We start from the raw sequence: 24825 nt of genomic DNA on the forward strand, positions 1-24825 counted from the left end.
ATGACTTCCAGCGCCACGATCGACCAGCCATGCTCGTCACACTTCTGTCCGATCAGGTCCCGCAGACGTTCGGCGACTGGGCCGACGAGCACGGGCGGCGGTACTTCGGGCACCACACCACGTGGTATCCGAGGCTGTACGCCGCCCCACGGTTCGTCTGATATTCGGCCACGAACCTGGTATACACGCGGCATGTAACTAACAGAGCAGCATCAGGGCAGCGATTCACCTGCCGCCTGAAGACGGCAGCCCTCTCGCCTCAAATCGGTAGACGCGGCCGGAGAAGCCGCGGGGGAAGCGGATGGTCGTGCTGCCGCCGTTGCCGGGCCCGGGATCGAGGCGTCCGGCGCGGGCGCCGGCGGGATCTGCCCGCCCGGCCACGACACGAACGTGCCGTCCTGCCTGACGTAGCCGAGCGTCCGACTTGTTACCGGCGTGTCAATGTCGATGGATGTCGACCCGCCGGCGGCCGCACCGCCGCAGGTGCCGCGCGCGCCCGTTTGCCCGTCCGGGCACCGGGAAGGCGATCGGTACCAGCGAGGCGCCGCCCGAAAAGGCGCCGCGAAGGAGGCCGCATCCATGGCTGACAAGCAGCAGCCGCTGAACGGCAAGAAGGTCGCGTTCCTCGCCGCCGACGGCGTGGAGGACATCGAGTACACCCAGTCCCGGGCCGCCGCGGAGCAGGCGGGGGCGCAGTGCCACCTGGTCTCCCTCGAGCCCGGCGAGATCCAGTCCATGAACCACGACATCAACCCGGCCAACCGCCACCGGGTGGACCGGACGGTCGACCGGGCGAACCCGACCGACTACGACGCCCTGGTGCTGCCCGGCGGGACGGTGAACCCGGACCGACTGCGGATGAACGCCGAGGCGATGGACTTCGTCAAGGCGTTCTTCCAGCAACAGAAGCCGGTGGCGGCGATCTGCCACGGCCCCTGGTCGCTGGTGGAGACCGGGATGGTCAAGGGGCGCACGGTCACCTCGTACCCCAGCCTGCGCACCGACATCCGCAACGCCGGCGGGAACTGGGTCGACCAGCAGGTCCAGGTCGACCAGGGGCTGGTCACCAGCCGTGCCCCGAGTGACCTGCCGGCCTTCTGCGCGAAGCTGGTCGAGGAGATCGCCGAGGGCAGGCACGCCCGCCAGATGGCCCCGGCCTGACCGCGCGTGACGTCCGGGCCGGGCCCCGCGCCCGGCCCGGGCCCCCGCGCGGCTTCCGGGCCGCCGGGCTCAGCGGGCGGTCAGCGCGGCCAGCATTCCCTCGCAGCTGCGCACCACCACTCGGGCGGCCCGGCGCTGCGGCAGCCGCAGCCACGGGTCCTCGGCCCGACCCTGCCACCGCCGCAGCGCCTCGACGGCGAGGCGCCACAGCTGGTCCGAGGTGGTGTCGTGCTCCACGCCCAGCCGGGCCGCCAGTGCCGTGCCGTTGCCGCCGAGCAGCCGCTGCGCCTCCGGCAGCAGCTCGGCGTCGACCTCGCCCCCGGCCTCCTGCAGCGACGCCAGCAGCCGCAGCTCCCGGAAGTCGTGCGTGCTGGTCAGGATCCGCTCGATCCGGGCGAGCAGCTCGGCGCCGCCGTGCCGGGGCTCGGCCCGCAGCAGGGCCTCCAGGGCCGCCAGCGCCGAGCGGGCCTTGAGCACGTCGCACCGGTCCACGAAGCACCGGTTCATCGACTCCCGCAGCTCCGTGAAGCCGCTGCGGCGGACCAGCTCGGCGGAGAGCCGGACCCGGCTGTCGCAGCCGGTCCGGATCAGGGTGGTGGCCAGCCGTATCCCGAACAGGCCGAACCGGTCCAGCAGCGCCGCGCGGGTCGCGGCATCGAGCTGTACCGGCGGGGCGGTGGTGAGGAAGCGCTCCGCCGACAGCAGCGACTGTTCCAGCTCGCCGCGGGGCGTGCCGGCCAGCGCCGCCAGGGCGGCGAAGTCCGACTCGCCCATCACCCGTCCGGCCAGGCTCACCAGGCCGCTCAGGGCGACCACGTTGACGCAGAGCGCGCCGACCCGGGGGTCCCGGCGCAGCCGGCGGGCGAGCTGACGGGCGGTCAGCAGCGCGTCGACCCGGCCGCCGCCCAGCTCGTCGGCCCGGGAGAGCACCAGGATCACGTTGACCGGCGCGGCCTGGTCCACCACGCCCGTCCGGGTGGCCTGCAGGATCTGCAGGTCGCTGTCGCGCGCGTCGCGGGTCAGGTACAGCACCGCGTCCGCGTCCCGCAGGATCCGGTCCATCAGCGGCGCACGGCCGCCCTCGCCGGCGGGCGCGACGGCGGGCGTGTCGATCAGGGTCGCCTGCCGCAGCGCCCGGGTCGGCCACCGCACGACGATGTCGTCGACCTCGCCCGGACGTAACCCGACGAGGTCGACCCGCATCCCCGTGGGCGACTTGGTGACGGCCAGCTCCTGAGGCGGTCCCACGGACGAGTACGCCGTGGCGCGGGGGTGCGGCGCGTCCTCGTACCAGGTAAGGACGCAGCCGCCCGCGGGCACCTCGACCGGCGCGACCTCCTCGCCCATGATCGCGTTGAGCACGGTCGACTTGCCCGACTGCCAGGGGCCGGCGATGGCGATGTGCAGCGGCGCCTCCAGCCGGTCGAGCTGGTGCCGCAGGTGGCCGACCGCCCGGGGATCGTCCCGGAGCCGGTCCAGGGCGTCGTGCAGCAGGTCGTAGACCGTCTCGTCGAGCCGCCTGCCGCCGCTCACGGTGCCTCCTCGGTTCGCGGCTGCGGGGCTCGCAGAACCGGCTCGCTCCTCGCGCTCACGGTGCGTCCTCGGTTCGCGGCTGCGGGGCTCGCCGAACCGGCTCGCTCCTCGCGCTCACGGTCGGGGCTCCAGCGGGACCGCCGCCGGCCGCGCCGAGGTGAGCCCCTGCGCCTGCTCGTAGAGGGCGGACAGCCGCCGCATCCGCTGCTGGATCTCGCGGCGCCGCTGCTCGCGTACGGCCGAGTCGGCGTCCGCCGCCTGCTTGGCGCTGCGGAACGACTGCACGATCGCCTCCTGCAGCTCCTCGGTGAGCATCGTGAAGTGGTCCCGGATCACCCGCTGCACCTGCCGTGCGGTGTCCCGGCAGTCCTTGGTCATCCGGATGAAGAAGTCGTCGACGTGCCGCTGGACGGCCGACTTGACCGTCGCCTGGCGCCGCCGCAGCAGCGACTTGCCCTCGTCCCGGATGCTCTTGCCGCCGAACAGCACGCCGGCCCCGATCGACACGGGATTGATCATCGGCATCCCGGCCAGGGTCATCGCCAGGCCGAACATCAGCAGCCCCCCGTACGAGCCGCGCATGCCGCTGACCAGCTTCTGGCTTGCCGTGAAGCGGTCGGCGTCGGGGCGTTCCAGCACCGGCAGCCGGTCGACCACGTCGTCCGGCTCCGGCACCTGCCAGCGGGGCGGGATGTCGTAGCCGTACCGCGTGAAGTGGCCCGCCACCTGCGCCGCGACCCACTCGCACCGCTGGCCGAGCCACCGGTGGTTCGCCTCGGCCGCCTCGACGAGGCTGCCGTCCAACCACTCCTGGAACGTCTCCCAGCCCACCAGCGGGTCGGCCCGGTCGAACGCCTCGTCGACCTCGCGCAGGATCGTCCGGGTCCGGTCGCGCAGGTCGTACTCGAGGTCGGACAGCAGGTGCGCCATCTCGTCGGAGAGTGTGTTCTGCCACCGGGTGGTGCAGCGGCGCAGCTCGTCGACCTCGCGCTGCGCGGCGTGCAGCCGCGAGATCGGGCCGGTCTGCTCCGCCGCGTCCTGACCGGACAGTTCGGCGCGCAGCGGCGCGGCCAGCTGTTCGAGCACCGTCCGCGCGATCAGGCCCACGGACGTCCGCGCGAGCCGGTCGGCCTTGTCGCCGTGGTCGCGCATGATCCGCGCGATCAGCGGCGGGAAGCCGGACTCGTCGTTGAGCGCCCGGTCGTCGCCGGCGGCGGCCCGCAGCCGCAGCAGGGCCGAGACCGGGATCAGCGGCGCCGGAATCCCGGCCCCGGCCAGGTGCTGCCGGTTGCGGTCGGCCACCGTCCGCCAGTTCGCCACCAGGTCGGTCTTGGTCTGCACGACGGCCACGTTCGCGTGCGACCGTACGACGTGCAGCAGGATGTTCAGCTCGGCGACGGAGAGCTCCCGGGTCGAGTCCGACACCATCAGCACCGTGTCGGCCCGGGCGAGCGCGGCCGACGCGGCCGGTCCGCGGATCCCGTCCAGCTCGTCGATGCCCGGCGTGTCGACCAGCACGATCCCGGCGCCGAGCAGGCCCCGGGGCAGTCCGATCTCGACGTGCACCGCCTCGACGGCGGGGTGGCGCGGCGCCCGTCCGGCGATCTCGGCCGCGACCCGGGCGATCGGCAGCGGGGTCCGGTCGGCGGCCGGCGCGGCCGGGCCGGCGGGCCGGCCGGCGGCCGGCAGGGGCGTCCGGACCAGGGCGGCGGTCGGGGTCTCGGCGTGCTGGACGACGGTCGGCAGCACGGTGGTGCGGCCGTCGCCGACCGGGCAGGCGGGCGCGTTGACGAGGGCGTTGACGAGCTGGCTCTTGCCCTGCTTCGGCTCCCCGACGACCAGGACCCGCAGGGTGGGGTCGAGGAGTTGGGCGCGCCGCTGACGCAGCCAGGTAAGCAGGTCGTCGCGACCGTGCGCCACGCACGTCCGGGCGATCTCGTCAAGCACGTCCAGCCACATCGGCGCAATCACCGCACCAAGTGTGCGGATTTCGGCTCAATTATCAAGAGGGGAACCGATGTGCACGCGCGACGGGCCGGACCGTACGACGTACGGTCCGGCCCGCGTGCCGCGGCGGCACCCCTCTTCTCAGAGCAGCCCGTCCGTGAAACCGAGCAGTCCGCCCCCGGTGGAGGCCTGTGCGCCGCCGTGGACCTCGGCGTCGCCGCCCACACTGCCGCTCACGCTGCCGCTCGTACCGCCGCTGACACCCCCGGTGATGTCCGTTCCGGTGACTCCACCGAGCACACCGTCGACCTGGTCCGTGACGCCGCCCACCGTGCCCGGCACGTCCGGCACGATCCCCGATCCGCCGAGCGGATCGCCGACGCCGCCCAGCTGGTCGCCGAGCCCGCCGACCGCGTCCAGCGGGTCGTCGGCCCCGACGGAGCCGACCAGGCCGCCCGTGATGCCGAGGGCCGGGTCGAGGGCGCCGGTGACCGGGTCGAGGCCGCCCCCGAGCACCCCGTCGACCGCGCCGTCGACCGGGACGACCACCGGGTCCGTGACGCCGGGGCCGACGAGACCGTCCACCGCGGAGCCGTCGACGAGGCCCGCGTCCAGGGTGTGCGCCACGTCGTACCCCGCCGACAGGTCCGCGCCGACGACCGTCGGGCTGGCGCCCACGGCGACACCGAACGGCAGCGCCGCCGCGGCGCCGAGTCCGGTCGGGTCGACGCTGATGGCGCCGAGCACGCCCGCGTTGACGTCCACGTTCGTGGTCGCCGTGGGAAGGGTGATCTGCTGCGCGACGCTCTGCAGCTGGCCGATGACGTCGGTCGGGTCGACCGCGGGCACGGTCGAGCCGAGCTGGTCGCCCAGCGGCGCCAGCGAGGTGACGCCCTGGACCGGCGCGTAGTCCACGACGAGCGGGACCACGTCCTGCACGTCCGCCGCCGTGATGTCCGTGAGGCCGGCCGCGCGCAGCGCGCCCTCCGGATCCAGGTCGAACGCCGACCGGGCGTCGGGATCGGTGAGCAGGTTGAGCACGAAGTCGTGCAGGGTCTGGCTGTCGTGCATCGACGGGTTCTCCTCGGAGCTATTGCGTGGCTCGTCTGACACCGACCGACTGTAGGCGCGGCCGTACGAACCGGACATCGGGGACGGGCCCCGTATCCGGCGGGGCCGGTCACTAGGGTCATGTCCCATCCTTCGTTAGGGGATTAGGGACGCCTGATCGGCTTGGTTAGGGAGCCGATAATGTACGAGCCCTGGTACGAACAGCGGCCGGTTCCGGTCCGACAGGGTGGGTTGCCGTTCGATGCCGGCGTGTTCGACACCGGCGTGCCACGTCACGGCGGAGGTGGGAGCGCATGCCGTACGTCCTCGGGATCGACCTCGGTCGCACCAGCACCGTCGCCGCCCTCGCCCGCCGGCAGGGCGCCACCTGGGCGCGGCCCGAGGTGCAGCGGCTGCACGGGCAGTCGGCGGCCGTGCCGTCCGTGCTGCGGCTCGCCCCGGACGGGTCGTTCACCGTCGGCGAACCCGCGGGGCCGCCCGACGGCGCCGAGAACGGCCGCACCGCCCGGGACTTCGTCGCCCGCGTCGGCGACGACGTGCCGCTGATCGTGGGCGGCGAGACGTGCACGGCGCAGGCACTCGCCGCGGTGCTGGTCGCCTGGGTGGTCGAACAGGTGACCACGCGGGAACGGGCGCGCCCGGAGGCCGTCGTGCTCAGCCACCCGGCCTGCTGGGGGCCGTACCGCAGGGACCTGCTGCACCGGGCGCTGTGGGAGATCGGCCTGGCCGACGTGACCCTGCTGCCCCAGCCGATCACCGCCGCCGAGGCCCACGCCGCGCGCGGCTTCACGGGCGCCACGGCGGCCGTCTACTGCCTCGGCGGCACCGGGTTCGAGGCCGGGCTGGTGCGTCGGGCCCCGCACGGCGGCTTCGAGGTGCTCGGCGTGCCGGCCGCCCTCGAACCGCTCGGCGGCGCGGACTTCGACGAGGCCCTGGCCGAGCACGTCCGGGACGCCCTCGGCCGGCCGGCCGCCGCCCGCGACCGGCGCCACGGGTTCGCGCCCGCGGACCTGCTCGCCCGCTGCGCGCGGGCCAGGCACGACCTGACCGTGGCGACGGACACGGACGTCGCCCTGCGGCTGCCGCACGGACCGATCCGCGTCCCCGTGAGCCGGGCCGAGTTCGAGGAGCTGATCCGGCCGGCCGTGCGGACGACGGTGGAGCTGACCGCGCAGGCGATCCGGTCCGCCGGCCGGACGGCCGCCGACCTCGACGGCATCCTGCTGACCGGGGGCTGCGCGCGGATCCCGCTGGTCGCCGAGCTGCTCGCCGCCCGGTTCGCCCGCCCCGTGGAGGTGGAGGCCGACCCGCAGGCCACCTCCGCCGTCGGGGCGGCGCTGGCGGCCGGCCACGTCGTCGCGCCGCGTCCGATCAGGCCGCAGCCGCGGCCCGCGCGCGACCGGGACGCCCGGGCCGGCCGCGCCGAGGCGGTCCGCCGCGCCGAGGCGGTCCGCCGCGCCGACCGGGCGCCGCAGCGGTACGCCGACGACCGGCCGGAGCCGCCGCCGCGGCCTCCCGTTCGGGTCGCGCCCCTGGAGCTGCCGAGCGCCTCCCGGCTGGCCGTCCTGCGCGGCCGGGGACGGGGCCGCCGATGACGACCGCGGCCGTCCTGCGCGCACCGAACGACCTGCCCCTGCTGCTCGACGGGCCGGGCCGCGCGCTGCTCGCCGCGGTGGCCGCCGATCCGGACGCGCCGCTGGCCGTGGCGCTGGTCGGGCCCGGCGGCCACGGCAAGAGCACCCTCCTGCGGGAGCTGGCTCGCGCCTACGAGGCTGCGGGCGCGCGCGTGCTGCCGGTCGGGCCGGACACGGCGTCTCTCGACCCGGACGGCGTGCTCCTCGTCGACGACGCGCAGGCGCTGGACGGGGCGCGCCTGCGCGCGCTGCGCGCCCGGGTCGACACACGCCGCTGCCGGGTGGTGGCCGCCTACCGGCCCTGGCCCCGCCCGGCCGGGCTGGCCGAGCTGTCCGACGCCCTCGCTCGCAACGGGCGGTCGCTGCCGCTGTGCCCGTTCACCCGGCAGCAGACGGCCGCCCTCCTCACCCGCGTACCCGGGCTGCCCGCGCAGCCCGCGCTGGCGGACTTCGTGCAGGCGCAGACCGGCGGGGTGCCCCGCGACGTCGACCGCCTGGTCCGCGCGCTGCGCGACCTGGCCGCCGCCGCGCCGGACGGCCCGCTGCGGCCGGAGGTGCCCGAGGCGGTCGTGCTGGGGTACGGCCCGGACCTGGCGGGCCTGGACCCCGACGTACGGCAGCTGCTGCTGGCCGTGGCCGGCGGCGTGCCGCTGCCGGCGGACCTGCTCGGCGTCCTGTTGCGCCGTTCCCCGGACGCCGTCGACGAGCTGTCCGACCGGGCCAGGGCGGCGGGGCTGCTGGGCCCGGAGAACCGGCTCGCGCCGGTCGTGCGGCGCGCGGTCGCCGCCCTGAGCCCGGCCGCCCAGCGGGGCGAGGTCTGGCAGCGGCTGACCGAGCTGCAACTGGCGCGCGGGGGGCCGCTGCTGCCGTTGGTGCGCTCGCTGCGCGGCGCCGGCGTGACCGGCGGCTGCCCGGCCGGCGCCGCCGAGGCGGCGGCCGAGGAGGCGCTGCCCGACGAGCCGGGCCTGGCGGCCGAGCTGTTCGCCGTGGCCGCCGCCGCCGGACGGCCGGTGACCGGCCGGCAGGCACGGGCCGTCGCGCTCGCCGGCGACCTCGGCTCCGCCCTCCGGCTGGCGGACCGGCTGGTCGCCGTCGCCGACGCGGACCCGGCGGACCGGGCCGAGGCGGCGGCCGTGGCGGCGACCGCCCTGGTCCACTGCGGGCACCTCGGCCGCGCCGTGGAGCTGTACCGCTGGTCGGGCACGGCCTCGTCGGCGGCGTTCGCGGAGATCGGTGCCGTGGGCGTCGGGCAGCCGGTCGCGCCGGCCGCGCCGCCGGGCGGTCCGCCCACCCTGCTCGCCAGCGCCGCGCTGTTGATGGCCCGCGGGACCAGGGAGAGCCTCACCGCCCCGGCCGCCGCGCTCTCCACGTTCGTGCAGGCGTCCGCCCTGCTGGAGCCGGCGGGCCGGGCGGTGCTGCTGCCGGACAGCCCGGCCGCCCTCGCGGCCCTGGTCGCGCTCGGCGGCGGCGAGCTGGACATCGGGGAACGGGTGCTGGAGCGGGCCGTGGCCCACCGGGTCGGCGGCCACCTGCTGGCCCGGCGGCATCGGCTGCTGCTGGCCTGGATCCTGATGGTGCGCGGCCGCACGGCGGCGGCGGCCGAGGCGCTGGCGGCGGTCGGCGGCGGCCCCATGGAGTTGCGGGACCTGCTCTTCGCCACCGCCCTGGAGGTCGGCATCGCGCGGCGGGAGAGCGACCTGCCGGCCCTGCGGCGTAGGTGGGAGCGCGCCGTCGAGGTGATCGTCCGGCACGCCGTGGACCTGTTCACGCTCCTGCCGCTGGGCGAGTTCGCCGTCGCGGCGGCGCGGCTGGGCGACCTGGACCGGCTCAGCCCGTACCTGTCCGAGGCGCGCCTGCTGCTGGACCGGCTCGGCAACCCGGCGCTGTGGGCCGCGCCGCTGCACTGGAGCGGGCTGCACGCCGCGATCCTCGCCGAGGAGGCGGAGACCGCCGACGCCCACGTCGCGGCGCTGGCCCGGATAGCCGAGCAGAGCCGGTACGCCGCCGTCGTGTCGGCGGCCGCCGGATGCTGGGTGGAGGTGCTGCGCGGCGTCGTGGACCGGGAGCGGGTGGAGGCCGCCGCCCGGGGCCTGCACGGCGCCGGGCTCTGCTGGGACGCGGCCAGGCTCGCCGGGCAGGCCGCGATCCGGACCGCCGACCGGCGGGCGATGACGGCGTTGCTGGACTGCGCGCGGATGCTGCAGGGCCGCTCGGCGGGGCCGGCCGGCGGCGGCCTGGGCCGGGGGGCCGCCGCGGAGGCGGTCGGCGGGGCCGACGAGGGCCGGCTCAGCGGGCGCGAGCAGGAGGTGGCGGAGCTGGTGCTCGCCGGCCTGACCTACAAGCAGATCGGCGACCGGCTGTTCATCTCGGCGAAGACGGTCGAGCACCACGTGGCCCGCATGCGCGCCCGGCTGAACTGCGCGAGCCGCGGCGAGCTGCTGGCGAGGCTGCGGGCCATCGTGCCCGACCGGGGTACGGGCGGACCGGGCCGGGGCTGAACCGGACCGGGCCGGGGCTGAGCCGGGCCGGGGCTGGGACCCCGGCCCGGCTCAGGCGGTGCGGTGGCGGTTCAGCAGCGCGGCACGCCCGAGATGAAGCCGCTGTACCCGGTGTTGACGTACGCGTCGGAGACGTAGCGGTTGGTGCCGATCCGGTTCCAGATGTTCGTGGTGCCCTTGTTGCCGGTGACGGTGGTGCCGGTGGCCTGGCAGTAGACGCTGACCGTGTTGCCCCCGGTCAGCGAGCCGACGACGGCGTAGCTGGTGCCCGGGCCGGAGCGCACGTTGAGGCCGGTGACGTCGCCGTAGACGGTGCCGGAGCCGATGCCGGTGACGCCGTTGACCAGCTGCATGTAGTAGGTCCAGTTCCAGTACGGGCCGGGGTCGGTGTGGGTCGCCCCGGGCACCTCGATGTGGCCGATGATGTGGGACCGGTCCTTCGGGATGCCGTACTTGTTGGCGAGGTTGCGGGTCAGCGTGGCGGACGCCCGGTACATCGCGTCGGTGTACCAGGCCGGGTTGTCGACGTAGCCCTCGTGCTCGATGCCGATCGACTGGGTGTTGTACGTCCAGTTGCCGGCGTGCCAGGCGATGTCCTTCTCGCGGACGGACTGGGTGACCGCGCCGTCGGAGGAGCGGAACGTGTAGTGGGCGCTGACCTGGGCCGCCGGGTTCTGGAACCAGCTGATGGAGCCGGCGTAGGAGCCTTGCGTGATGTGGATGACGACGTACCGGATGGGGTGGCTGCTGGGTCGGCTGGCCACCGTGTAGTTGCTGGTGCTGGCCGGGGCCCACGCCGCCGGCCCGTAGTCGGTGCTCAGCGTGCCCACGCCGCCGGGTTGCTGGCGCACGCCGGCGTCCGCCGCGCTCACGGCGTCGGGCGAGACGCCGGGGCCGGCGGGGGTGGCGGCGGCCGGCGTGGCGGCGCCGAGGGCGACGGCCAGGGCCAGCGGGGCGACCGCCCATCGTGTGACTCGCATCGATCATCGCCTCCATCTATAGATGTCTATGTAAGGCGAGACGATAGGCCCCCGGAGGAAAGATGTCTACGGTCCCGAGCGGGACGACCGAAGGAATGTTGCGTGGGGCGGGGCCCAACCGGGCCGCGCGGCGACCCGGCGGGCCGGCCGCGGGCGAGGTCAGGGCACGAACCACACCGCCGAGTCCGGCGCCAGCACGGGCGGGTCGCCCGCCCCGCCGTCCGGCGCGCTCGCCAGCAGCACCCCGCGCACCCCGGGCAGCGGCACCGGCCGGGGACCGGTGTTGACCGCGTACCCGAAGGCCGCACCGCGGCGGAAGACCAACACGTCCGGGCCCGCGTCCTGCCAGGTCAGCTCCTCGCCGACCGACAGGTGTCGGCGCAGCCGCAGCGCCTCCCGGTAGAGCGCCAGGGTGGACGCCGGGCCAGGGCGGCCACGTCGGGCCGGGCGTCCAGGGCCAGCATGGTGAGCAGCCCGTGGATGGTGGACTCGGCGCCGGAGTTGCGGTTGACCCGGCTGTCCCCGGCGACGCCGTCGACGCTGCGCCCGGTGGCCGGGTCGTACGCCGGCTGGCCGGCGGCGTTCGCGCCGAAGAACCAGGCGGCCGTGATCGCGGCGAGCTGCCGGAACCCGGCGCGGCCGGTGGCGTCGGCCACGGCGAGCAGCGACTGCACCCGGGAGTCCACCCGTAGGCGATCTGGGTGCGGTCCGTCGCCGTGGGCAGCCGCCCGTTGTCCGGGCCGCCGGAGGTGAGCAGCCAGGGGGTGAACCCGGCGGCGCCGGCGACCGCCGGGGCCAGCAGCGCCCGGTCGCCGAGCACCTGCCCGGCCCGGGCGAGGGCGGCCGGCATCTGCGACGCCCAGGCGTGCCAGACCGAGCGGGACACCGCCCAGGGACGTACCGCGCCGAACGGCCAGTGCCGGGCGTCCCCGCCGGACAGCGCGGCGATGCCCTCGGCGAACCGGCGCAGCGCCCGCCGCGCGACTGCGCCGCCGCCGGCCTCCACGTACGCGGCGAGTCCGAGGACGGCCTCGGTCGAGGCGCTCGCGGAGAAAACCGGCGAACGCCGGGTCGGCGTCCCGGAACGCGGCGTACCCCTCACCGAGGGCCCAGGTGGTGCGGGCCAGCCAGTACGAGGCGCCGCTGTCGGACGGGTCCGGCTCCTCCCGAGGCTCGGCGCTGGGGTTGAGCGTCCCGTCCGGCTGCATCCACAGCACCACGTTGCCGGCGTCCGGACCGTCGGCGGTCTGCAGGTACGTCAGGCCGCGCAGCAGCGCGTACGCCGCGTCCCGGCTGGCGGCGGCGCCGGTGGACCGCCAGTGGCGCAGGTACACCACGGCGGCCCGGGAGATGTCGTCGGCGTTGTACGCGCCCTGCCCCAGGTGTCCGTCGCCGGGTCGTACCGGCCCCCGCCCACCCGCCGGTACGTCCCGTCCGCGTCGGGTTCGGCGTACGTCCACAGCACGCCGATGCCCGGCTCGGCGGCGAGCCGGTACGTGGTGTGCCCGGCCTGCGCGGGCGGTGCGACGGTGACCCGCAGGAAGTCCAGGTGCGACAGGTTGGTCAGCGGCGCCGCGCCGGCCGGGGCCGGTACGGCCGGCAGGGGGCACGGCCAGGGCGAGGCCAGGGCGAGGCTGCCCAGCAGCAAAGAACGGCGTCTCACGGGCGCTTCCGTCCCCTGTGGAGCTGCCCGCACGGACGGGGCACCCGTGGGCGGGGCTCGCGGGCCCACGGGCGCCGGGCGCACGGAGCGCGCGTACCCGGGAGACGCCCGGGGGTACGGAGCGCGCGCGTACCCGGGCGACCCCGGGCGCACGAACGGGGCAGCTCCACAGGCCCGGCACGGACGTGTCGCTTCGCTGGGCGGCGGGGAGGCGGTCCAGCAGCACCGAGATGCGGCGGGCCGGATCCGTGGCAAGGGCCTGCGGTGGTGGCCGCCGAGGTGTCCGCGACGGGTGTGGTGACCGCCAGCGCCGACCGGGTGGAGCTGCTGGTGTACCTGAACCAGTACCGGGCGCAACGTGAACACCGCAGGGGAGAAGGTCGACCAGAACCGGGTGGTGCTCACCCTGGTACCGGTCGACGGCGAGTGGAAGGTCTCCCGGGCGACGGCGATCTGACGATCACCCTTGTGGTTGCCCCCGCCGGCCTGCCGATTTTTTGGCCCCCGACGTGCCGCTCGCCGTCACGCTTCGTAGATCTCCGGTCGGCAGGCCGGCGTGCGCACGGACTCCTTTGCTCTGCACCCACCGACGCGACGGCAACCCAGGGTCACCGCCCCCTGCGTGGGTCGGCTTGGTGCGGCGGCCGTACTCCCTGATCAAGCGGGTGCTGCGGATGCGGGTGCAGAGCAAAGGGCAGACGGGGTCGGGTCGGGGCCGGGTGGGTCGTCACGTACCGTGACCGTGCCGCGAGGCGTGACGACGAGTGATCGGCGACGGGACGTCAGGCTCGGCCGGCGCCGCGCGTCGGTCACCCGGCGTCGGTCTGCTCCCACATGGACTTCATCTCGTCGAACGCCTGCTCCATGATGCGCACCATGGCCTCGCGGGCCCGCTCCCCGTCGCGGCGCTGGATCGCCTGCGCCACGTCGGCGTGCAGCTGGAAAGCCTGCTCGTCGGGGTGGTGCGGCATGAGGTGGTAGTGGTACCGGCCGGTGAGCACCTCGGCGACCAGCTCCTGCAGCTTGACGAACATCTCGTTGCCGGACGCGGCCAGCACCCGCCGGTGGACCCGAACATCGGCCTGGCCAACCAGGCGCTCGGCTGGGTCGGCATCGGCCCGCAGCCGTGGCTCGCCGGCCAGCACTCGGCGCTGCCCACCACGATCTTCATCGACGTGTGGCAGTGGACGCCGATGGTCGTGCTGATCCTGCTCGCCGGGCTCACCTCGCTGTCGGAGGAGCCGCAGGAGGCGGCGCGGATCGACGGCGCCAGCGCCTGGCAGCGCTTCCGGCACGTCACCCTGCCGCTGCTGATCTCCACGCTGATCGTGGCGATCCTGCTGCGCGGCATCGACGCGCTCAAGACGTTCGACATCCTGCACGCCACCAAGGGGCGCGACGGGGGCTCGTTCCACGAGGTGGAGACGCTCAACGTGGACGCCTACGCGCTGAGCTTCGACTACAACGAGTACGGCGTCTCCTCGACCGTCCTCATCATCTTCTTCCTGATCATCATCGAGCCCAGCGTCGACGGCAGGCGGTACGACTACGAGCCGGCCCAGCGCACCGCGCTGCCCGCCGAGGAGGACTGGGACACCCGCGCCTACCTGCGCCACCTGCCCGGCGTCTTCGAGGCGGTGCGCAACGAGTTCGGCCCGGAGCTGCCCCTGCTGCACGACGGGCACCACCGGATGACCCCCATCCAGGCGGCCCGGCTCGGCAAGGCCCTGGAGCCGTACGACCTGTTCTGGCTGGAGGACTGCACCCCCGCGGAGAACCAGGACGCGTTGCGCCTGGTCCGCCAGCACACCACCACGCCGCTGGCCATCGGCGAGGTCTTCAACACCGTCTGGGACTACCAGACCCTCATCCGGGAACAGCTGATCGACTACGTCCGGTCCGCCGTCACCCACACCGGGGGCATCACGGCCATGCGCAAGCTGCTCGACTACGCCGCGCAGTACCAGATCAAGTCCGGCATCCACGGCCCCACCGACATCTCGCCGGTCGGCATGGCCGCCGCGCTGCACCTCGACCTGGCCATCCACAACTTCGGCATCCAGGAGTACATGCGGCACGGGCCGCTGACCAACGAGGTGTTCCGGCAGTCGTTCACCTTCACCGACGGCTACCTGCACCCCGGCGAGCAGCCGGGCCTCGGGGGCGAGCTGGACGAGGGGGCGGCCGCGCGGTTCCCGTACCAGCCGGCGTACCTGCCGTTCAACCGCCTCAAGGACGGAACGGTCCATGACTGGTGAGCGCCCGACCCGGCACGTCGTGGTCATGGGCGTCTCCGGCGCCGGCAAGACGACGGTCGCCCGGGAGATCAGCGAGCTGACCGGGATGACGTTCGCCGACGCGGACGCCTTCCACACCGAGGAGCACGTGGCGCTGATGCGGGCCGGCATCCCACTGGACGACGAGGCCCGGTGGCCGTGGTTGCGTAGGCTGTCCGCCTGGATGGCCGACCGCTGCGGGGAGGGGGTGTCGACGGTGCTGGCCTGCTCGGCGCTGAAACGGTCGTACCGCGACGTGCTGCGCCAGGGGCCCCGGTCGCTGGACTTCGTGCACCTCGACGGGCCGGTGGACGTCATCCGGGAGCGGATGGCGGCCCGGGCCGGGCACTACATGCCGGCGAGCCTGCTGGAGTCGCAGCTCGCGACGCTGGAGCCGCACGGGCCGGACGAGTCGGTGGTGGTGCTCGACGTCTCGGGTACCCCCGGCGAGCTCGCGGCGGCGGCCGTCGCCCGGCTCGGCCTGCGCCCGGCGACGTCGCGGCCGCCCGGGTCGACGCGACCGTGACCGCGGAGGCCGGGACCGGCGTCCGGGGCGGATCGGCGGGCCCGCCCGCGCGGCGGCGACGGGGCGAGGGCCCGCCGCCCCGGCGGGTCGAGGCCGCCGCCACCCTCGCCCTCGCCGCCGTCGCGTTCGTGATCGTCACCGGCGAGATCCTGCCGGTCGGGCTGCTCGGCGACATCGCGCGCGGCGTGGGCGCCACCGAGGGCCAGGTCGGCCTCACGGTCAGCTGGTACGCCCTCACCGCCGCCGGCACGGCCGTGCCGCTCACCCGGTGGTCGGCGCGGCTCGACCGCCGGCACGTGCTGCTGGCCAGCGCGGCGGTGTTCGGCGCCGGGCACCTGCTCGCGGCGCTGGCGCCGAACGTCGCCGTCCTCGGGGCCGGCCGCGGCCTCGCCGCGCTCGGCCACGGCGTGTTCTTCGCCGTCGCCGCGCCCACCGCCGTCCGGCTCGCCGTGGGCAGCCCGAACCGCGCCGGCGGCCGGGTGATGGTCGGCGGGGCGATGGCCCTGGTCGTCGGGGCGCCCCTGGCGACCTTCCTCGGCCAGGCGGCGGGCTGGCGGGCGGGGATGCTCGCCGTGGCGGCCGTCGCCCTGCTCCTCACCTTCGCGGTCGCCCGGCTCGTGCCGTCGCTGCCCGGCCTCGCCCCGCGGGCCGGGGAGCCCGGCCACGGCCTGCTCGACACGCTGCGCACGCCGCGGCTCGGCACGGTCATGGTCGTGACGCTCCTGCTGGTCGCCGGGCACTTCGCGATGTTCACCTACGTCGCGCCGTACGCCGACGAGCGCCTCGGCCTGCGGGGCGCCGCGTTCACGGCGGTCCTGCTGGCCTACGGATGCGCTGCCGTCGTCGGCAGCAACCTGGGCGGCCGCCTGGCGGACCGGCGACCCGTCGGGGGTGTGCGGGCCGCCGCGGCGACCTTCGCGGCGGCCCTGCTCGGCGTCGGGCTGGCCGGGTGGGTCAGGCTGCCCGTCGCGGCGGTGCCGCTGCTGCTCGTGTGGGGCGGCGCGTTCTCCGTGCTCGTCGTGTCGTTCGCGCTGGCGGTGCTGCGCCGGGCGCCCGGCCCGCGGGCGGAGACCGCCAACGCCGCGCACGGCATCGTGTTCCAGGTCGGCATCGTCACCGGCTCCGCGCTGGGCACCGCCTGGTACGAGGCCGGGGCGCTGCCGGCCCTGCCCCTGTTCGCGGCGGCGGCGGGCCTCGCCGGCCTGGCCCTGGCCGTCTGGCGTGGGCGGTCGTTCGCGGCGGACTGAGCCCCCGCCCCGCCGCCGCCGACGCAGACCGGCAGCGCCCCGAGGCCGCGCCCTCGCCGCGCGCGTCGTCCGGGTCGCCGTTCGGCCCGCTGGTCGCCGGGATGCCGGGGTACCCGAGGGCCGGCGACGTCTAATCGACAAGCTGCGGGAGTTCACGCTGACCGAGACACCCGCCGGGATGCCCCAGGACACCCGGCTCACCCCCGACGGGCGGCACTTCCTGGTCGCGGACATGCGCGCCCACGGCGTGTACGTCTTCGACGCGCAGGCCACCCGCCAGGAACGGTTCATCCCCACCGGCCCGGGCGCGCACGGCATGTACTTCAGCCGCGACAGCCGGCTCGCCTACGTCACCAACCGCGACGCCGGCAGCGTCACCGTGCTCGACCTGGCCACCCTGAAGCCCGCCACCACCTGGAAGCTTCCCGGCGGGGGCAGCCCCGACATGGGCGGCCTGTCCGCCGACGGCAGCACCCTGTGGCTGTCCGGCCGCTACCACGACGAGGTCTACGTCATCCGCACCAGCGACGGCAGGCTGCTCAAGCGCATCCCGGTCGGCGCCGGCCCGCACGGCCTGACCATCTGGCCCCAGCCCGGCCGCTACTCCCTGGGCCACACCGGCAACATCCGCTGACGTGTCCTGCGGACGCGGTCGGTCAAGATCCATGTCACCCGTCCCCAAAACTGGTCCCTGACAACCGTGATCACCCGGCCGCTGCCGGCGGTTCGCCATGTCACACTCAACGTCTACATGAGACGAGAGGTTGGCTGCGGTGGCCAGGTTGGGAGAGCGTTGGAGGATCGTCGTCGCGGTCAGCGGCGCATTGATCGCGGCAATTCTCGGGGCGGCCGTTCAGGAGTTGCTCGACACCAGCCTGCGGATGGCGGCGGCAATTGTCGTCGTTGTCGGCCTGGGGGCCGTCGCATCGTTCGCCGCGCTTGCGGCGATCGTCGAGGCGAGGAACGCCGCGGACGCGGAGCTGCTGACCGAGGTGCGCGCCGGGACCGCCCATCAGCAGAGCCTGGCCCGGTCGCTGGCAAACGAGGTCCACGTGTTGTCGCAACACATCGGGCTGCGGGTCGACACGATGCTGCTGGGCGAGTTGAAGAAGGCGAAATCTGTCGACGACGATCGCACCGTGCAGCTGATGCTCACCGCCACGAGAGAGGTGCGAATTCTGGATCTGCTTTTGGAGGACGGGCAGTGGCCTGGCGAAGCCATGCCCGAAACGCATCAGAACAACGCGTTCGACGCGTTTCTGGCGATGCTTCGGCGGCCGGCGTCGGTCGTGTCCTACAAACGCGTCATCCAGGTGTCGGACCCGGCGAATTCACTGCGCAGGGCCAAGGCGGGGAGACTGGTCGAGCACTGTTACGACATCTTGGAGCTGCAGAAACAGCGGATCGGCAGGGCCTCGCTGCGGGTCACCCGCCGGCGCTTCCCGTTCAAGTTCATTCTCATCGACGACACCGGCCTGGTGCTGCAACTGCAGGAGTACGGCGACCACGGGGGCCTACGGATCTGGGGCGAGGTGCTGGTGGTGGATCCCGGTAGCCAGCTGATCGGCGTGTTCCGGGACATCTGGGACGAGATCGTGGACGACCCGTCGACGAGGACGGTCACCGCTGCCGACCTGCCCCCGATAGGGCGTGCCGTAACAGGGACCTCACCGGACGCCGTTGATCCTCGTTCGCCGGCTCCCGATCGCAGTGACCGTCTGGAAGGCGCTGCCTGACGCCGCCGCCCTGCGGCCGGCCAGCGCCGCCTGTGGCGACCGCCGGCCGGCCCCGAGCCTTACAGGCCGTCGCACGGATTGCCGTCCACCGTGCAGCTCTCGGGCGCCTTGGTGCGCGGGGCGGCGTCGCGTACCTCGAACTCGAACGTCCGCGACCGCCCGGCCGGTAGGGGCGGCCCGGTGAAGGTGACGGTTTCCCTGTCCTGCCGCCACTCGGCCCCGCTCACGTCGGCGAGCGTGCTGCCCGGGGCCAGCGTCACCACCACCGTCCAGTCCTGCGCCACGCCGGCCGGGTTGTCGACCGCCACCGCGCCGGTGTACCGGAGCAGGCGCGTCGACACGTTCGTGTAGCGGGCGGTCAGGGGCGGGACCGCCGACGGGGTGGGGGCGGGGGTGCCGCGCGAGGGGGCGGCGGTGGGGGTCCGGCTCGGGGAGGCGGAGCTCGCGCTGGGGGTCGCCGTGGGGCGGGCGGCGGTCCCCCGGGGCGCGCGGCTCGTGGCGGCGGCGGGATCCGCGGTGGCGGTCGGCGACGCCGCCGGCACCGGGCCGGCGGCGGGTTCCGGCTCGGCCGGCAGCATGGTCCACGTCAGCAGCCCGGCGACCAGCAGGACGCCGGCCAGCGCCGCGACGAGCGCGAGCCGGCGTCGGCCGGCCGCCCGTCCGCCGTCGCCCGTGACCACGGGCAGGACGGCCGTCGCGTCGGCGTCGCCGCCTCGCAGGTCGACCTCCTGGAACGCCAGCCAGTCCAGGATGGCCGGCAGCCGTCCGGTGAGCGCCTGCTCGTAACTGTCCTGGCGGCGGCCGCGGTCCTCGTCCGGCCAGTCGCCGTCCTCCAGGGACTCCCGCAGCGCCAGCCGGCAGCCCTCCGTGATGGGGGTGACGGTGCAGGTCAGCAGGGTGCGCCGGTCCACCTCGACGCACCGCAGCACGAGCAGTTCCGGTGCCCGCAGCTCCGTCACCTGCGCGTCGACCGTGGCGTCGAAGCCGGGCATCCCGACCGTGTGCAGCAGCAGCCGTCCAGAGGCGCCCGCCACCACGTCGACGTCGGTGAACCACCGGGCGAGCAGCCCGGGATCTGTCAATGCGTGCCAGACCCGGTCGGAAGGGTGGGCCAGGTCGACCTGAGTGCCGATCTCGATCACGGCGAGACTCTACGGCTGCCGCGCCTCGCGCGCACCCGGCACCCGTCCCGTCGGCACGGGTGCGGGCCGCTCACGGGGCGAATCGGGAGAGGTTTCCCGTCGGGCTCGGCCCGCAGGCCGCGGATCGCGGGCAGCGCCAGGACCACCGAGTTCGCGACGACCTGCCACCCCACGCCGACGGCGAGCACGGTGGAGATGCTCGTGGCGTCCGAGAGGGGACCGGCGAGCGCCAGGCCGACCGGGCCGATCGAGAAGGCGCCGAACGCGATGTACGACATGACCCGGGAGAGCGCCTCGGCCGGAACGTGCAGTTGCACCGTGGTCATCCAGACGGTGCCGAAGACCGAACTGGAGATCCCCGCTGCCAGGGCGCCGAGGCACACCAGAGCGAGTGGCGCGCGCAGCGCCAGGGCCGCCGACGGCGCCGCCCAGGCGAACGTCACCAGGGTGGTGAGCACGAGCGGCCGCCGCGGCCGGCGTCGCATGATGAGCAGTCCGCCCAGTACCGATCCGCCGCCGTAGCCGGCCACGACCAGGCCCCAGGCGCTCGCGCCGCCGTAGAACCGGTCCGCGGACGCCGGGCCGAGCACCAGGTACGGCGCCCAGACCAGCAGGTTGAAGAAGGTGAACTGCAGCGTCACGGTCCACAGCCAGGGATAGGACCAGAAGATCCGCCAGCCCGAGCGCAGGTCGGCCAGGACCGAGGAGCCGCGCTGGGCCGGGGAGTCGGCGACGCGCAGGAGGAACAGCACCAGGATGCTCGGCAGGAAGGTGATCGCGTCGATGAGCAGGATCGCCGCCGGCGAGAGGAAGACCACGAGAACGCCGGCGAGGGCGGGACCCCCCACCGCCCCACCCGCGCGCGTGTGATCGAGAGGGGCGTCCTTCCCACGTGGTGCCGGCCCCGGCACCGGACGGTCCGGCGGGCCGCCGCGACCGTCCCGGGGCCGGCCGGACGTCAGTTGTGCCCGCGCGGCACGGAGAACTCCTCCATCCGCATCATCGGCGCGACGCGCTCCTTCATCGCGCCGCCGCTGAACGGCCGGCGCAGCACGTCGTGGGCGAGCGCGTTGCCCAGCGCCGCCATCACCATGCCCTGGTCCAGCGCCAGGTAGCGCTTCGACACCTGCCCGGCGGTCACGTCGACCGCGTCGTAGAACCCGCCGGGGCCGTACGCGTCGAAGTCCCGCCGCAGGTTCGCCAGGTTGCGCAGCGCGTCGCCCTCGGCGTAGCGCAGGGCGAGGAAGGAGGCGTGCGGCGTGACCACGCCGTGGCCGTACCGGGCCGGCAGCGGCTGCGCGGGGCGGCACTCGCCGTACCCGTAGTCCACCGTGGTCCGCTCCTGGTCGGAGGTGTAGCCCGCCCCGTCCATCCCGATCGGGTCCACGCCGTACCGGCGGGGTTGTTCGAGGGCGAGAAGCCCCAGTAGCCGTACCCGGCCTCGCGCAGCCCGTGCTCGATCTGCGCCCGCACGTACGTCGGGTGGTTGATCGCCCAGCTGCGCGGGCCCCACTTCTCCTCGGGCACGAACAGCGGGACCATCAGCGCCTCGAACATCGACCCGCCCCAGCTCGGCACGAGCTGCAGCCCGCGGTAGCGGTAGGCTCCCTCGAACACCCGCACGCCGAGGTAGGTGCGCCACTCGCCGACCGGCCGCTGCTCGGTCCACGCGTAGTCGCAGCCCTCCGGCGCGAACGTGCGGAACGTGCCGAAGTAGTGCTCCGGCGGGATCTGGCCGGCCGCGATGCCGAGGTAGCTGGCGATGCGCGGCTCGGTGTTGAACGCGCCGTAGTGGTGGCAGGTGTAGTAGACGTCCGGCCCGCCGCGGTAGTTGCCGGCCACGGAGCAGCCGGGCGGCGGCTGCACCCAGAAGCCGCCGCGGATCTGTCGCTCCGCCGGGTTGTAGTAGTAGCCGAAGTCCATCCGGCCCAGCAGCGCGTCGGCCGGCGCAGCCAGCTCCGGCACCGCGTCCTTGACGATCTCCAGCCCGACGGCCAGCCAGCCGTTGTCCACGCTGGACAGGAACGGGTGCACCGTGCTGCCGTCGGCCGGCCAGGTGGTGAGCTTCCGCCCGGTCGCCGGGTCGTACCAGTTGTAGTACATGCCGGACGCCTCGTGGATCTCCAGCCGGCCCAGCGTGTCCAGGGTGCGGGCGATGCGGTCGCGGGCCTGCCCGGCCGGGATCAACCCGGTCTCCCGGGCCACGACGGTGCTCCACAGGTACGCCCCGACGTTGGTCGGCGAGGTGTACGCGGACCGGTCGGCCGGGTCGAGGTCGCCGCCGACGTTGTCGGCCACCAGACCGGTGCCGGGGTCGACCATGGCGGCGAACGACCGCCAGGTGTCGGCGGCGTACTGCCGCAGGACGGCGGCGCGGGCGGCGCCGGAGGAATCGGCGGGGGAGTCGGCCACGGGGGCGGCGGCCGACGCGGGGGCGCCGGCGGCGACCAGTCCGAGGGACAGGATCACCCCGGCGGTGACGGACAGGCGGGACGTGGATCGCACGAGGGGGCTCCTCACTTGAGGCCGGTCATGGCGATGCCCTGCACGAAGTACCGCTGCAGCAGGACGAACACGATCAGGATCGGCACGATGACGGCGACGGAACCGGCCATCAACAGGCCGTACCGGGTGTTGTTCTCCCCGATGGCGTACAGGGCCAGGGCCACCGGAAGGGTGTACTTGTCCTCGGACTGGGCGACGACCAGCGGCCAGAGGAAGTTGTTCCAGGTGGCCAGGAACTGCAGGATGCCGAGCGTGGCCAGGGCCGGCCCGCACAGCGGCAGGATGACCCGGGCGAAGATCCGCCACTCCCCGGCGCCGTCCACCCGGGCGGCATGGATCAGGTCGTCGGGCAGGCCCAGGATGAACTGGCGCATCAGGAACACCCCGAGCGGCTGGGCCAGCCACGGCAGGATGAGCCCGGCGTAGCTGTTCACCATGCCGAGCTGGCTGACCAGCATGAACAGCGGCACGAAGTAGACCATGCCGGGCACCATCAGCATCCCGAGAACGAGCGCGAACACCACCCGTCTGCCGGGAAACTGCAGCTTCGCCAGGGCGTAGCCGAGCATCGAGCAGAAGACGAGATTGCCCGCGGTGATGGCGACGGCCACCAGTGTGCTGTTGAGGAAGAACTGCGGGAAGTCCAACTGCGTGAACAGGTCCCGGTAGTTCTTCAGCGTCGGGGACTCGGGCAGCCAGGTGGGGGGCACCTGGCGGACCTCGGCGTTGGTCTTGAACGAGCCGAGCAGCATCCAGACGAACGGACCGACCAGGAGCACGAGCCCACCGGTGAGGACGGTGTACACCCACAGGTGGCCCCGGGCCTCCGGCGCGCCGCCCACCACCCGGTGCCGCCTGCCGGCACGGGGCGGTCTGGACGGGGCCGGTGTGTGCACGGATGTGGTCATGACGACTCCCTCACGTCTTCGACCGGAGCAGCCGGAACTGCACCAGGGTGAGGACGAGAATGGCGAGGAACAGGACGTAGCTGATGGCCGCGGCGTAGCTGTAGTTGCCGAAGCCGAACTGGTTGTAGACGTAGAAGGCCACCGACGTCGTGCGGTCCAGCGGCCCGCCCTGCGTCATCACGAACGGCTCCTCGAAGAACTGCAGGTAGCCGATGCCGGTGATGACGCCGCCGAACAGCAGCGTGGGCCGCATCAGCGGCAGGGTGACGTGGCGGAACCGCGACCATGCGCCGCTGCCGTCGATGGCCGCCGCCTCGTACAGCTCCCGGGGGATCGCCTGCAGCCCGGCCAGGAAGATGACCATCAGGTACCCCGTGTTCCGCCAGGCCGCCATCAGGATGAGCGCGGGCATCGCCGTCGTCGGGTCGGTCAGCCAGTTCGGGCCGTCGATGCCGACGTAACCGAGCAGCGTGTTGACCAGGCCGCTGTCCGGCTCGAGCACGAAGCGCCAGACGACCGCGACGGCCACGATGCTCGTGACGACGGGCAGGTAGTACCCGACCCGGAAGAACGTCCGGAACCTGGTGATCCCCGCGTCCAGGCCGACCGCGGCCGCGAGCCCGAGGACCATCGTCAGCGGGATCCCGACCAGCACGAAGTACGCCGTGTTGAGGGCGGCCTGCCGGAACGTGTCGTCACCGAACAGCTTGACGTAGTTGTCCAGGCCGACCGGGTTTACCCCGAGGGGGTCGCGCATGTCGGCGCTGCGCAGGTCGGTGAAGCTCATGGCGAGCGAGGCCAGCACCGGGCCGGCCATGAACACGGCGAACACGAGCAGGAACGGAAGGGCGAAGCCCCAACCTGCGACGCCCTCCCGCCGCCTGCCCGTGGCCTCCCGCCTGCCGCCGGTGCGCGTGGCTCGCCGCGCGGTGGCGGAGGTCATGTCAGCTCCCGGTGCCGATCGAGGATGCCTTGGCCTGCATCTCCTTCGTGGCGGTGGCGGGATCGGAGACGCCGCGGACCACCCGCTCGATGCCGTCGTCGATGACGTCGGCGACCTGCTCCCAGGTGGCGATCGCCGGCGCCGACTTCGCGTCCTTGAGCTGCTCACCGAACGCCTTCAGGAACGGGTCGGCGGCCAGCCTGCCGGACTGCCAGCTCTCCTGCACCGCCGGGAGGCTGCCGACCAGGTCGTACAGCTTCTGCTGGGCCGCCGGGGTGCTGAGGTACTGGACGAACTTCCAGGCCGTGTCGCGGTTCTTGGAATCCTTGTAGACCACCAGATCCGAGCCGCCGATGAAGGACGTGCCGGCCTTCTCGCGCGGCATCTGCGCGACATCCCACTTACCCTCGAGCGCCGTGCCGCCGTCCTCGCGCAGGATGCCCATGTGCCACGGGCCGGACACGAAGGCGCCGATCTCACCCCGGAGGAAGCCGGGGCCCATGGCCTCGGGTGCCAGCTGCGCCGGTGCGATCCCCTGCTTGAAGAACGAGGCGTAGTACTCCAGCGCCTTCTGCATCTCCGGTGTGTCGAGGGTGAACTTGCCGTCCCGCATGATGTCCGCGCCGGCCTGCCAGGCGAACGGCATGAACGTCTGCCACGCGCCGGTCCCGCCCGGCTGCAGGTAGATGCCCCACTTGGCGCCACCGGAGTCCTTCATCCCCTTGGCGAAGTCGGTGAGCCCCTGCCAGCTGGTCGGCTTCTGCACGCCCGCCTTGGCGGCGAGGTCGCTGCGGTGGTAGATCAGCCGGGTCTCGACGTACCAGGGGACGCCGTAGGAGGTGCCGTCGACGACAGTGGTGTTCCAGGCGCCCTCGAAGAACTTGCTTTGGTCGAACAGCCCGGTGGGGGTGGGGTCGAACGCGCCGGTCTTGGCGAACTCGCCCATCCAGGTCGTACCCATCATCGAATGTCTTCCGTGGAAACCCCCGGCTTTAGCCGTGGGGAGGAAACGGAACCCCTGCGGAGCAGGTCAGGGATAGCCCATTCGCCGCCAA

At 74.0% G+C, this 24825-nt stretch carries 22 protein-coding genes and 1 pseudogene; 8 read left to right on the forward strand and 15 right to left on the reverse strand.

Annotated features, from left to right (window positions below):
* Positions 1 to 579 precede the first annotated feature (579 nt).
* Positions 580 to 1161, forward strand: a complete 582-nt coding sequence (locus ACGFIZ_RS31740; RefSeq protein ID WP_393426244.1) for a type 1 glutamine amidotransferase domain-containing protein — start codon at positions 580 to 582, stop codon at positions 1159 to 1161.
* A 69-nt stretch (positions 1162 to 1230) separates the two neighbouring features.
* Here the strand turns inward: ACGFIZ_RS31740 and ACGFIZ_RS31745 are convergent, their stop codons facing one another.
* The 3 genes from ACGFIZ_RS31745 to ACGFIZ_RS31755 form a co-directional block, all read right to left on the reverse strand.
* The gene (locus ACGFIZ_RS31745; RefSeq protein WP_393426247.1) at positions 1231 to 2694 is read right to left on the reverse strand and encodes a hypothetical protein; all 1464 of its coding nucleotides are present in this window, start codon (positions 2692 to 2694) and stop codon (positions 1231 to 1233) included.
* Between the two features lie 114 nt (positions 2695 to 2808).
* Positions 2809 to 4665: a dynamin family protein gene (locus ACGFIZ_RS31750; RefSeq protein ID WP_393426250.1), complete on the reverse strand. Its 1857-nt coding sequence runs from the start codon at positions 4663 to 4665 to the stop codon at positions 2809 to 2811.
* A 117-nt stretch (positions 4666 to 4782) separates the two neighbouring features.
* Positions 4783 to 5754 carry an IniB N-terminal domain-containing protein gene (locus ACGFIZ_RS31755; protein ID WP_393426253.1) on the reverse strand — a complete coding sequence of 324 codons (972 nt, stop codon included), beginning with the start codon at positions 5752 to 5754 and terminating at the stop codon, positions 4783 to 4785.
* A 251-nt stretch (positions 5755 to 6005) separates the two neighbouring features.
* Here ACGFIZ_RS31755 and ACGFIZ_RS31760 point away from each other — a divergent pair, with 251 nt between their 5' ends.
* Both ACGFIZ_RS31760 and ACGFIZ_RS31765 read left to right on the forward strand, forming a co-directional pair.
* A complete protein-coding gene (locus ACGFIZ_RS31760) occupies positions 6006 to 7307 on the forward strand; it encodes an Hsp70 family protein (protein ID WP_393426256.1) in 1302 nt (433 codons plus the stop codon).
* Positions 7304 to 9844 carry a LuxR C-terminal-related transcriptional regulator gene (locus ACGFIZ_RS31765; protein ID WP_393426258.1) on the forward strand — a complete coding sequence of 847 codons (2541 nt, stop codon included), beginning with the start codon at positions 7304 to 7306 and terminating at the stop codon, positions 9842 to 9844. The genes ACGFIZ_RS31760 and ACGFIZ_RS31765 overlap by 4 nt, the downstream gene beginning before the upstream one ends.
* A 71-nt stretch (positions 9845 to 9915) precedes the next feature.
* Here ACGFIZ_RS31765 and ACGFIZ_RS31770 read toward each other — a convergent pair whose 3' ends face one another.
* From ACGFIZ_RS31770 to ACGFIZ_RS31790, 5 genes are all read right to left on the reverse strand, one after another.
* Complete coding sequence (locus tag ACGFIZ_RS31770) at positions 9916 to 10824, reverse strand: N-acetylmuramoyl-L-alanine amidase (protein WP_393426261.1); 909 nt, start codon at positions 10822 to 10824, stop codon at positions 9916 to 9918.
* A 159-nt stretch (positions 10825 to 10983) separates the two neighbouring features.
* Positions 10984 to 11151: a hypothetical protein gene (locus ACGFIZ_RS31775; RefSeq protein WP_393426264.1), complete on the reverse strand. Its 168-nt coding sequence runs from the start codon at positions 11149 to 11151 to the stop codon at positions 10984 to 10986.
* A gap of 23 nt (positions 11152 to 11174) precedes the next feature.
* Positions 11175 to 11510 carry a hypothetical protein gene (locus tag ACGFIZ_RS31780; protein ID WP_393426267.1) on the reverse strand — a complete coding sequence of 112 codons (336 nt, stop codon included), beginning with the start codon at positions 11508 to 11510 and terminating at the stop codon, positions 11175 to 11177.
* 572 nt (positions 11511 to 12082) lie between these two features.
* Positions 12083 to 12487: a hypothetical protein gene (locus ACGFIZ_RS31785; RefSeq protein ID WP_393426270.1), complete on the reverse strand. Its 405-nt coding sequence runs from the start codon at positions 12485 to 12487 to the stop codon at positions 12083 to 12085.
* 809 nt (positions 12488 to 13296) lie between these two features.
* On the reverse strand, positions 13297 to 13545 hold the full coding sequence (locus tag ACGFIZ_RS31790) for an FCD domain-containing protein (protein WP_393426273.1): 249 nt from the start codon (positions 13543 to 13545) through the stop codon (positions 13297 to 13299).
* 6 nt (positions 13546 to 13551) lie between these two features.
* On the opposite strand from ACGFIZ_RS31790, the gene ACGFIZ_RS31795 reads away from it, so the two are divergent.
* The 5 genes from ACGFIZ_RS31795 (at position 13552) to ACGFIZ_RS31815 (ending at position 18272) form a co-directional block, all read left to right on the forward strand.
* Complete coding sequence (locus tag ACGFIZ_RS31795) at positions 13552 to 14745, forward strand: enolase C-terminal domain-like protein (protein ID WP_393426276.1); 1194 nt, start codon at positions 13552 to 13554, stop codon at positions 14743 to 14745.
* Positions 14735 to 15289: a gluconokinase gene (locus tag ACGFIZ_RS31800; RefSeq protein ID WP_393426279.1), complete on the forward strand. Its 555-nt coding sequence runs from the start codon at positions 14735 to 14737 to the stop codon at positions 15287 to 15289. The genes ACGFIZ_RS31795 and ACGFIZ_RS31800 overlap by 11 nt, the downstream gene beginning before the upstream one ends.
* Positions 15286 to 16536 (forward strand): MFS transporter, encoded by a 1251-nt coding sequence (locus tag ACGFIZ_RS31805; RefSeq protein WP_393426282.1) that lies wholly within the window; start codon positions 15286 to 15288, stop codon positions 16534 to 16536. The genes ACGFIZ_RS31800 and ACGFIZ_RS31805 overlap by 4 nt, the downstream gene beginning before the upstream one ends.
* Positions 16537 to 16714: 178 nt before the next feature.
* On the forward strand, positions 16715 to 17170 hold the full coding sequence (locus ACGFIZ_RS31810) for a YncE family protein (RefSeq protein WP_393426285.1): 456 nt from the start codon (positions 16715 to 16717) through the stop codon (positions 17168 to 17170).
* A gap of 139 nt (positions 17171 to 17309) precedes the next feature.
* Positions 17310 to 18272, forward strand: coding sequence for a hypothetical protein (locus tag ACGFIZ_RS31815; RefSeq protein WP_393426288.1), 963 nt, complete (start codon positions 17310 to 17312; stop codon positions 18270 to 18272).
* A gap of 59 nt (positions 18273 to 18331) precedes the next feature.
* Here the strand turns inward: ACGFIZ_RS31815 and ACGFIZ_RS31820 are convergent, their stop codons facing one another.
* The 7 genes and pseudogenes from ACGFIZ_RS31820 to ACGFIZ_RS31850 form a co-directional block, all read right to left on the reverse strand.
* Positions 18332 to 19414 carry an SRPBCC family protein gene (locus ACGFIZ_RS31820; protein ID WP_393426291.1) on the reverse strand — a complete coding sequence of 361 codons (1083 nt, stop codon included), beginning with the start codon at positions 19412 to 19414 and terminating at the stop codon, positions 18332 to 18334.
* Positions 19411 to 20262: an MFS transporter gene (locus ACGFIZ_RS31825; RefSeq protein WP_393426294.1), complete on the reverse strand. Its 852-nt coding sequence runs from the start codon at positions 20260 to 20262 to the stop codon at positions 19411 to 19413. The genes ACGFIZ_RS31820 and ACGFIZ_RS31825 overlap by 4 nt, the downstream gene beginning before the upstream one ends.
* 110 nt (positions 20263 to 20372) lie before the next feature.
* Positions 20373 to 20786, reverse strand: coding sequence for a glucoamylase family protein (locus tag ACGFIZ_RS31830; protein ID WP_393426297.1), 414 nt, complete (start codon positions 20784 to 20786; stop codon positions 20373 to 20375).
* Between the two features lie 608 nt (positions 20787 to 21394).
* Positions 21395 to 21736, reverse strand: a pseudogene (locus ACGFIZ_RS31835) (cellobiose phosphorylase); the annotation flags it as partial.
* A 194-nt stretch (positions 21737 to 21930) separates the two neighbouring features.
* A complete protein-coding gene (locus ACGFIZ_RS31840) occupies positions 21931 to 22827 on the reverse strand; it encodes a carbohydrate ABC transporter permease (protein ID WP_393426300.1) in 897 nt (298 codons plus the stop codon).
* A 10-nt stretch (positions 22828 to 22837) separates the two neighbouring features.
* Positions 22838 to 23770, reverse strand: coding sequence for a carbohydrate ABC transporter permease (locus tag ACGFIZ_RS31845; RefSeq protein ID WP_393426303.1), 933 nt, complete (start codon positions 23768 to 23770; stop codon positions 22838 to 22840).
* A gap of 1 nt (position 23771) precedes the next feature.
* Positions 23772 to 24734 (reverse strand): extracellular solute-binding protein, encoded by a 963-nt coding sequence (locus ACGFIZ_RS31850; protein WP_393426306.1) that lies wholly within the window; start codon positions 24732 to 24734, stop codon positions 23772 to 23774.
* Positions 24735 to 24825: the final 91 nt, after the last annotated feature.

The organism is Micromonospora sp. NPDC048830 (genome assembly GCF_043198215.1).
In the GTDB taxonomy this organism is placed as follows: domain Bacteria; phylum Actinomycetota; class Actinomycetes; order Mycobacteriales; family Micromonosporaceae; genus Micromonospora.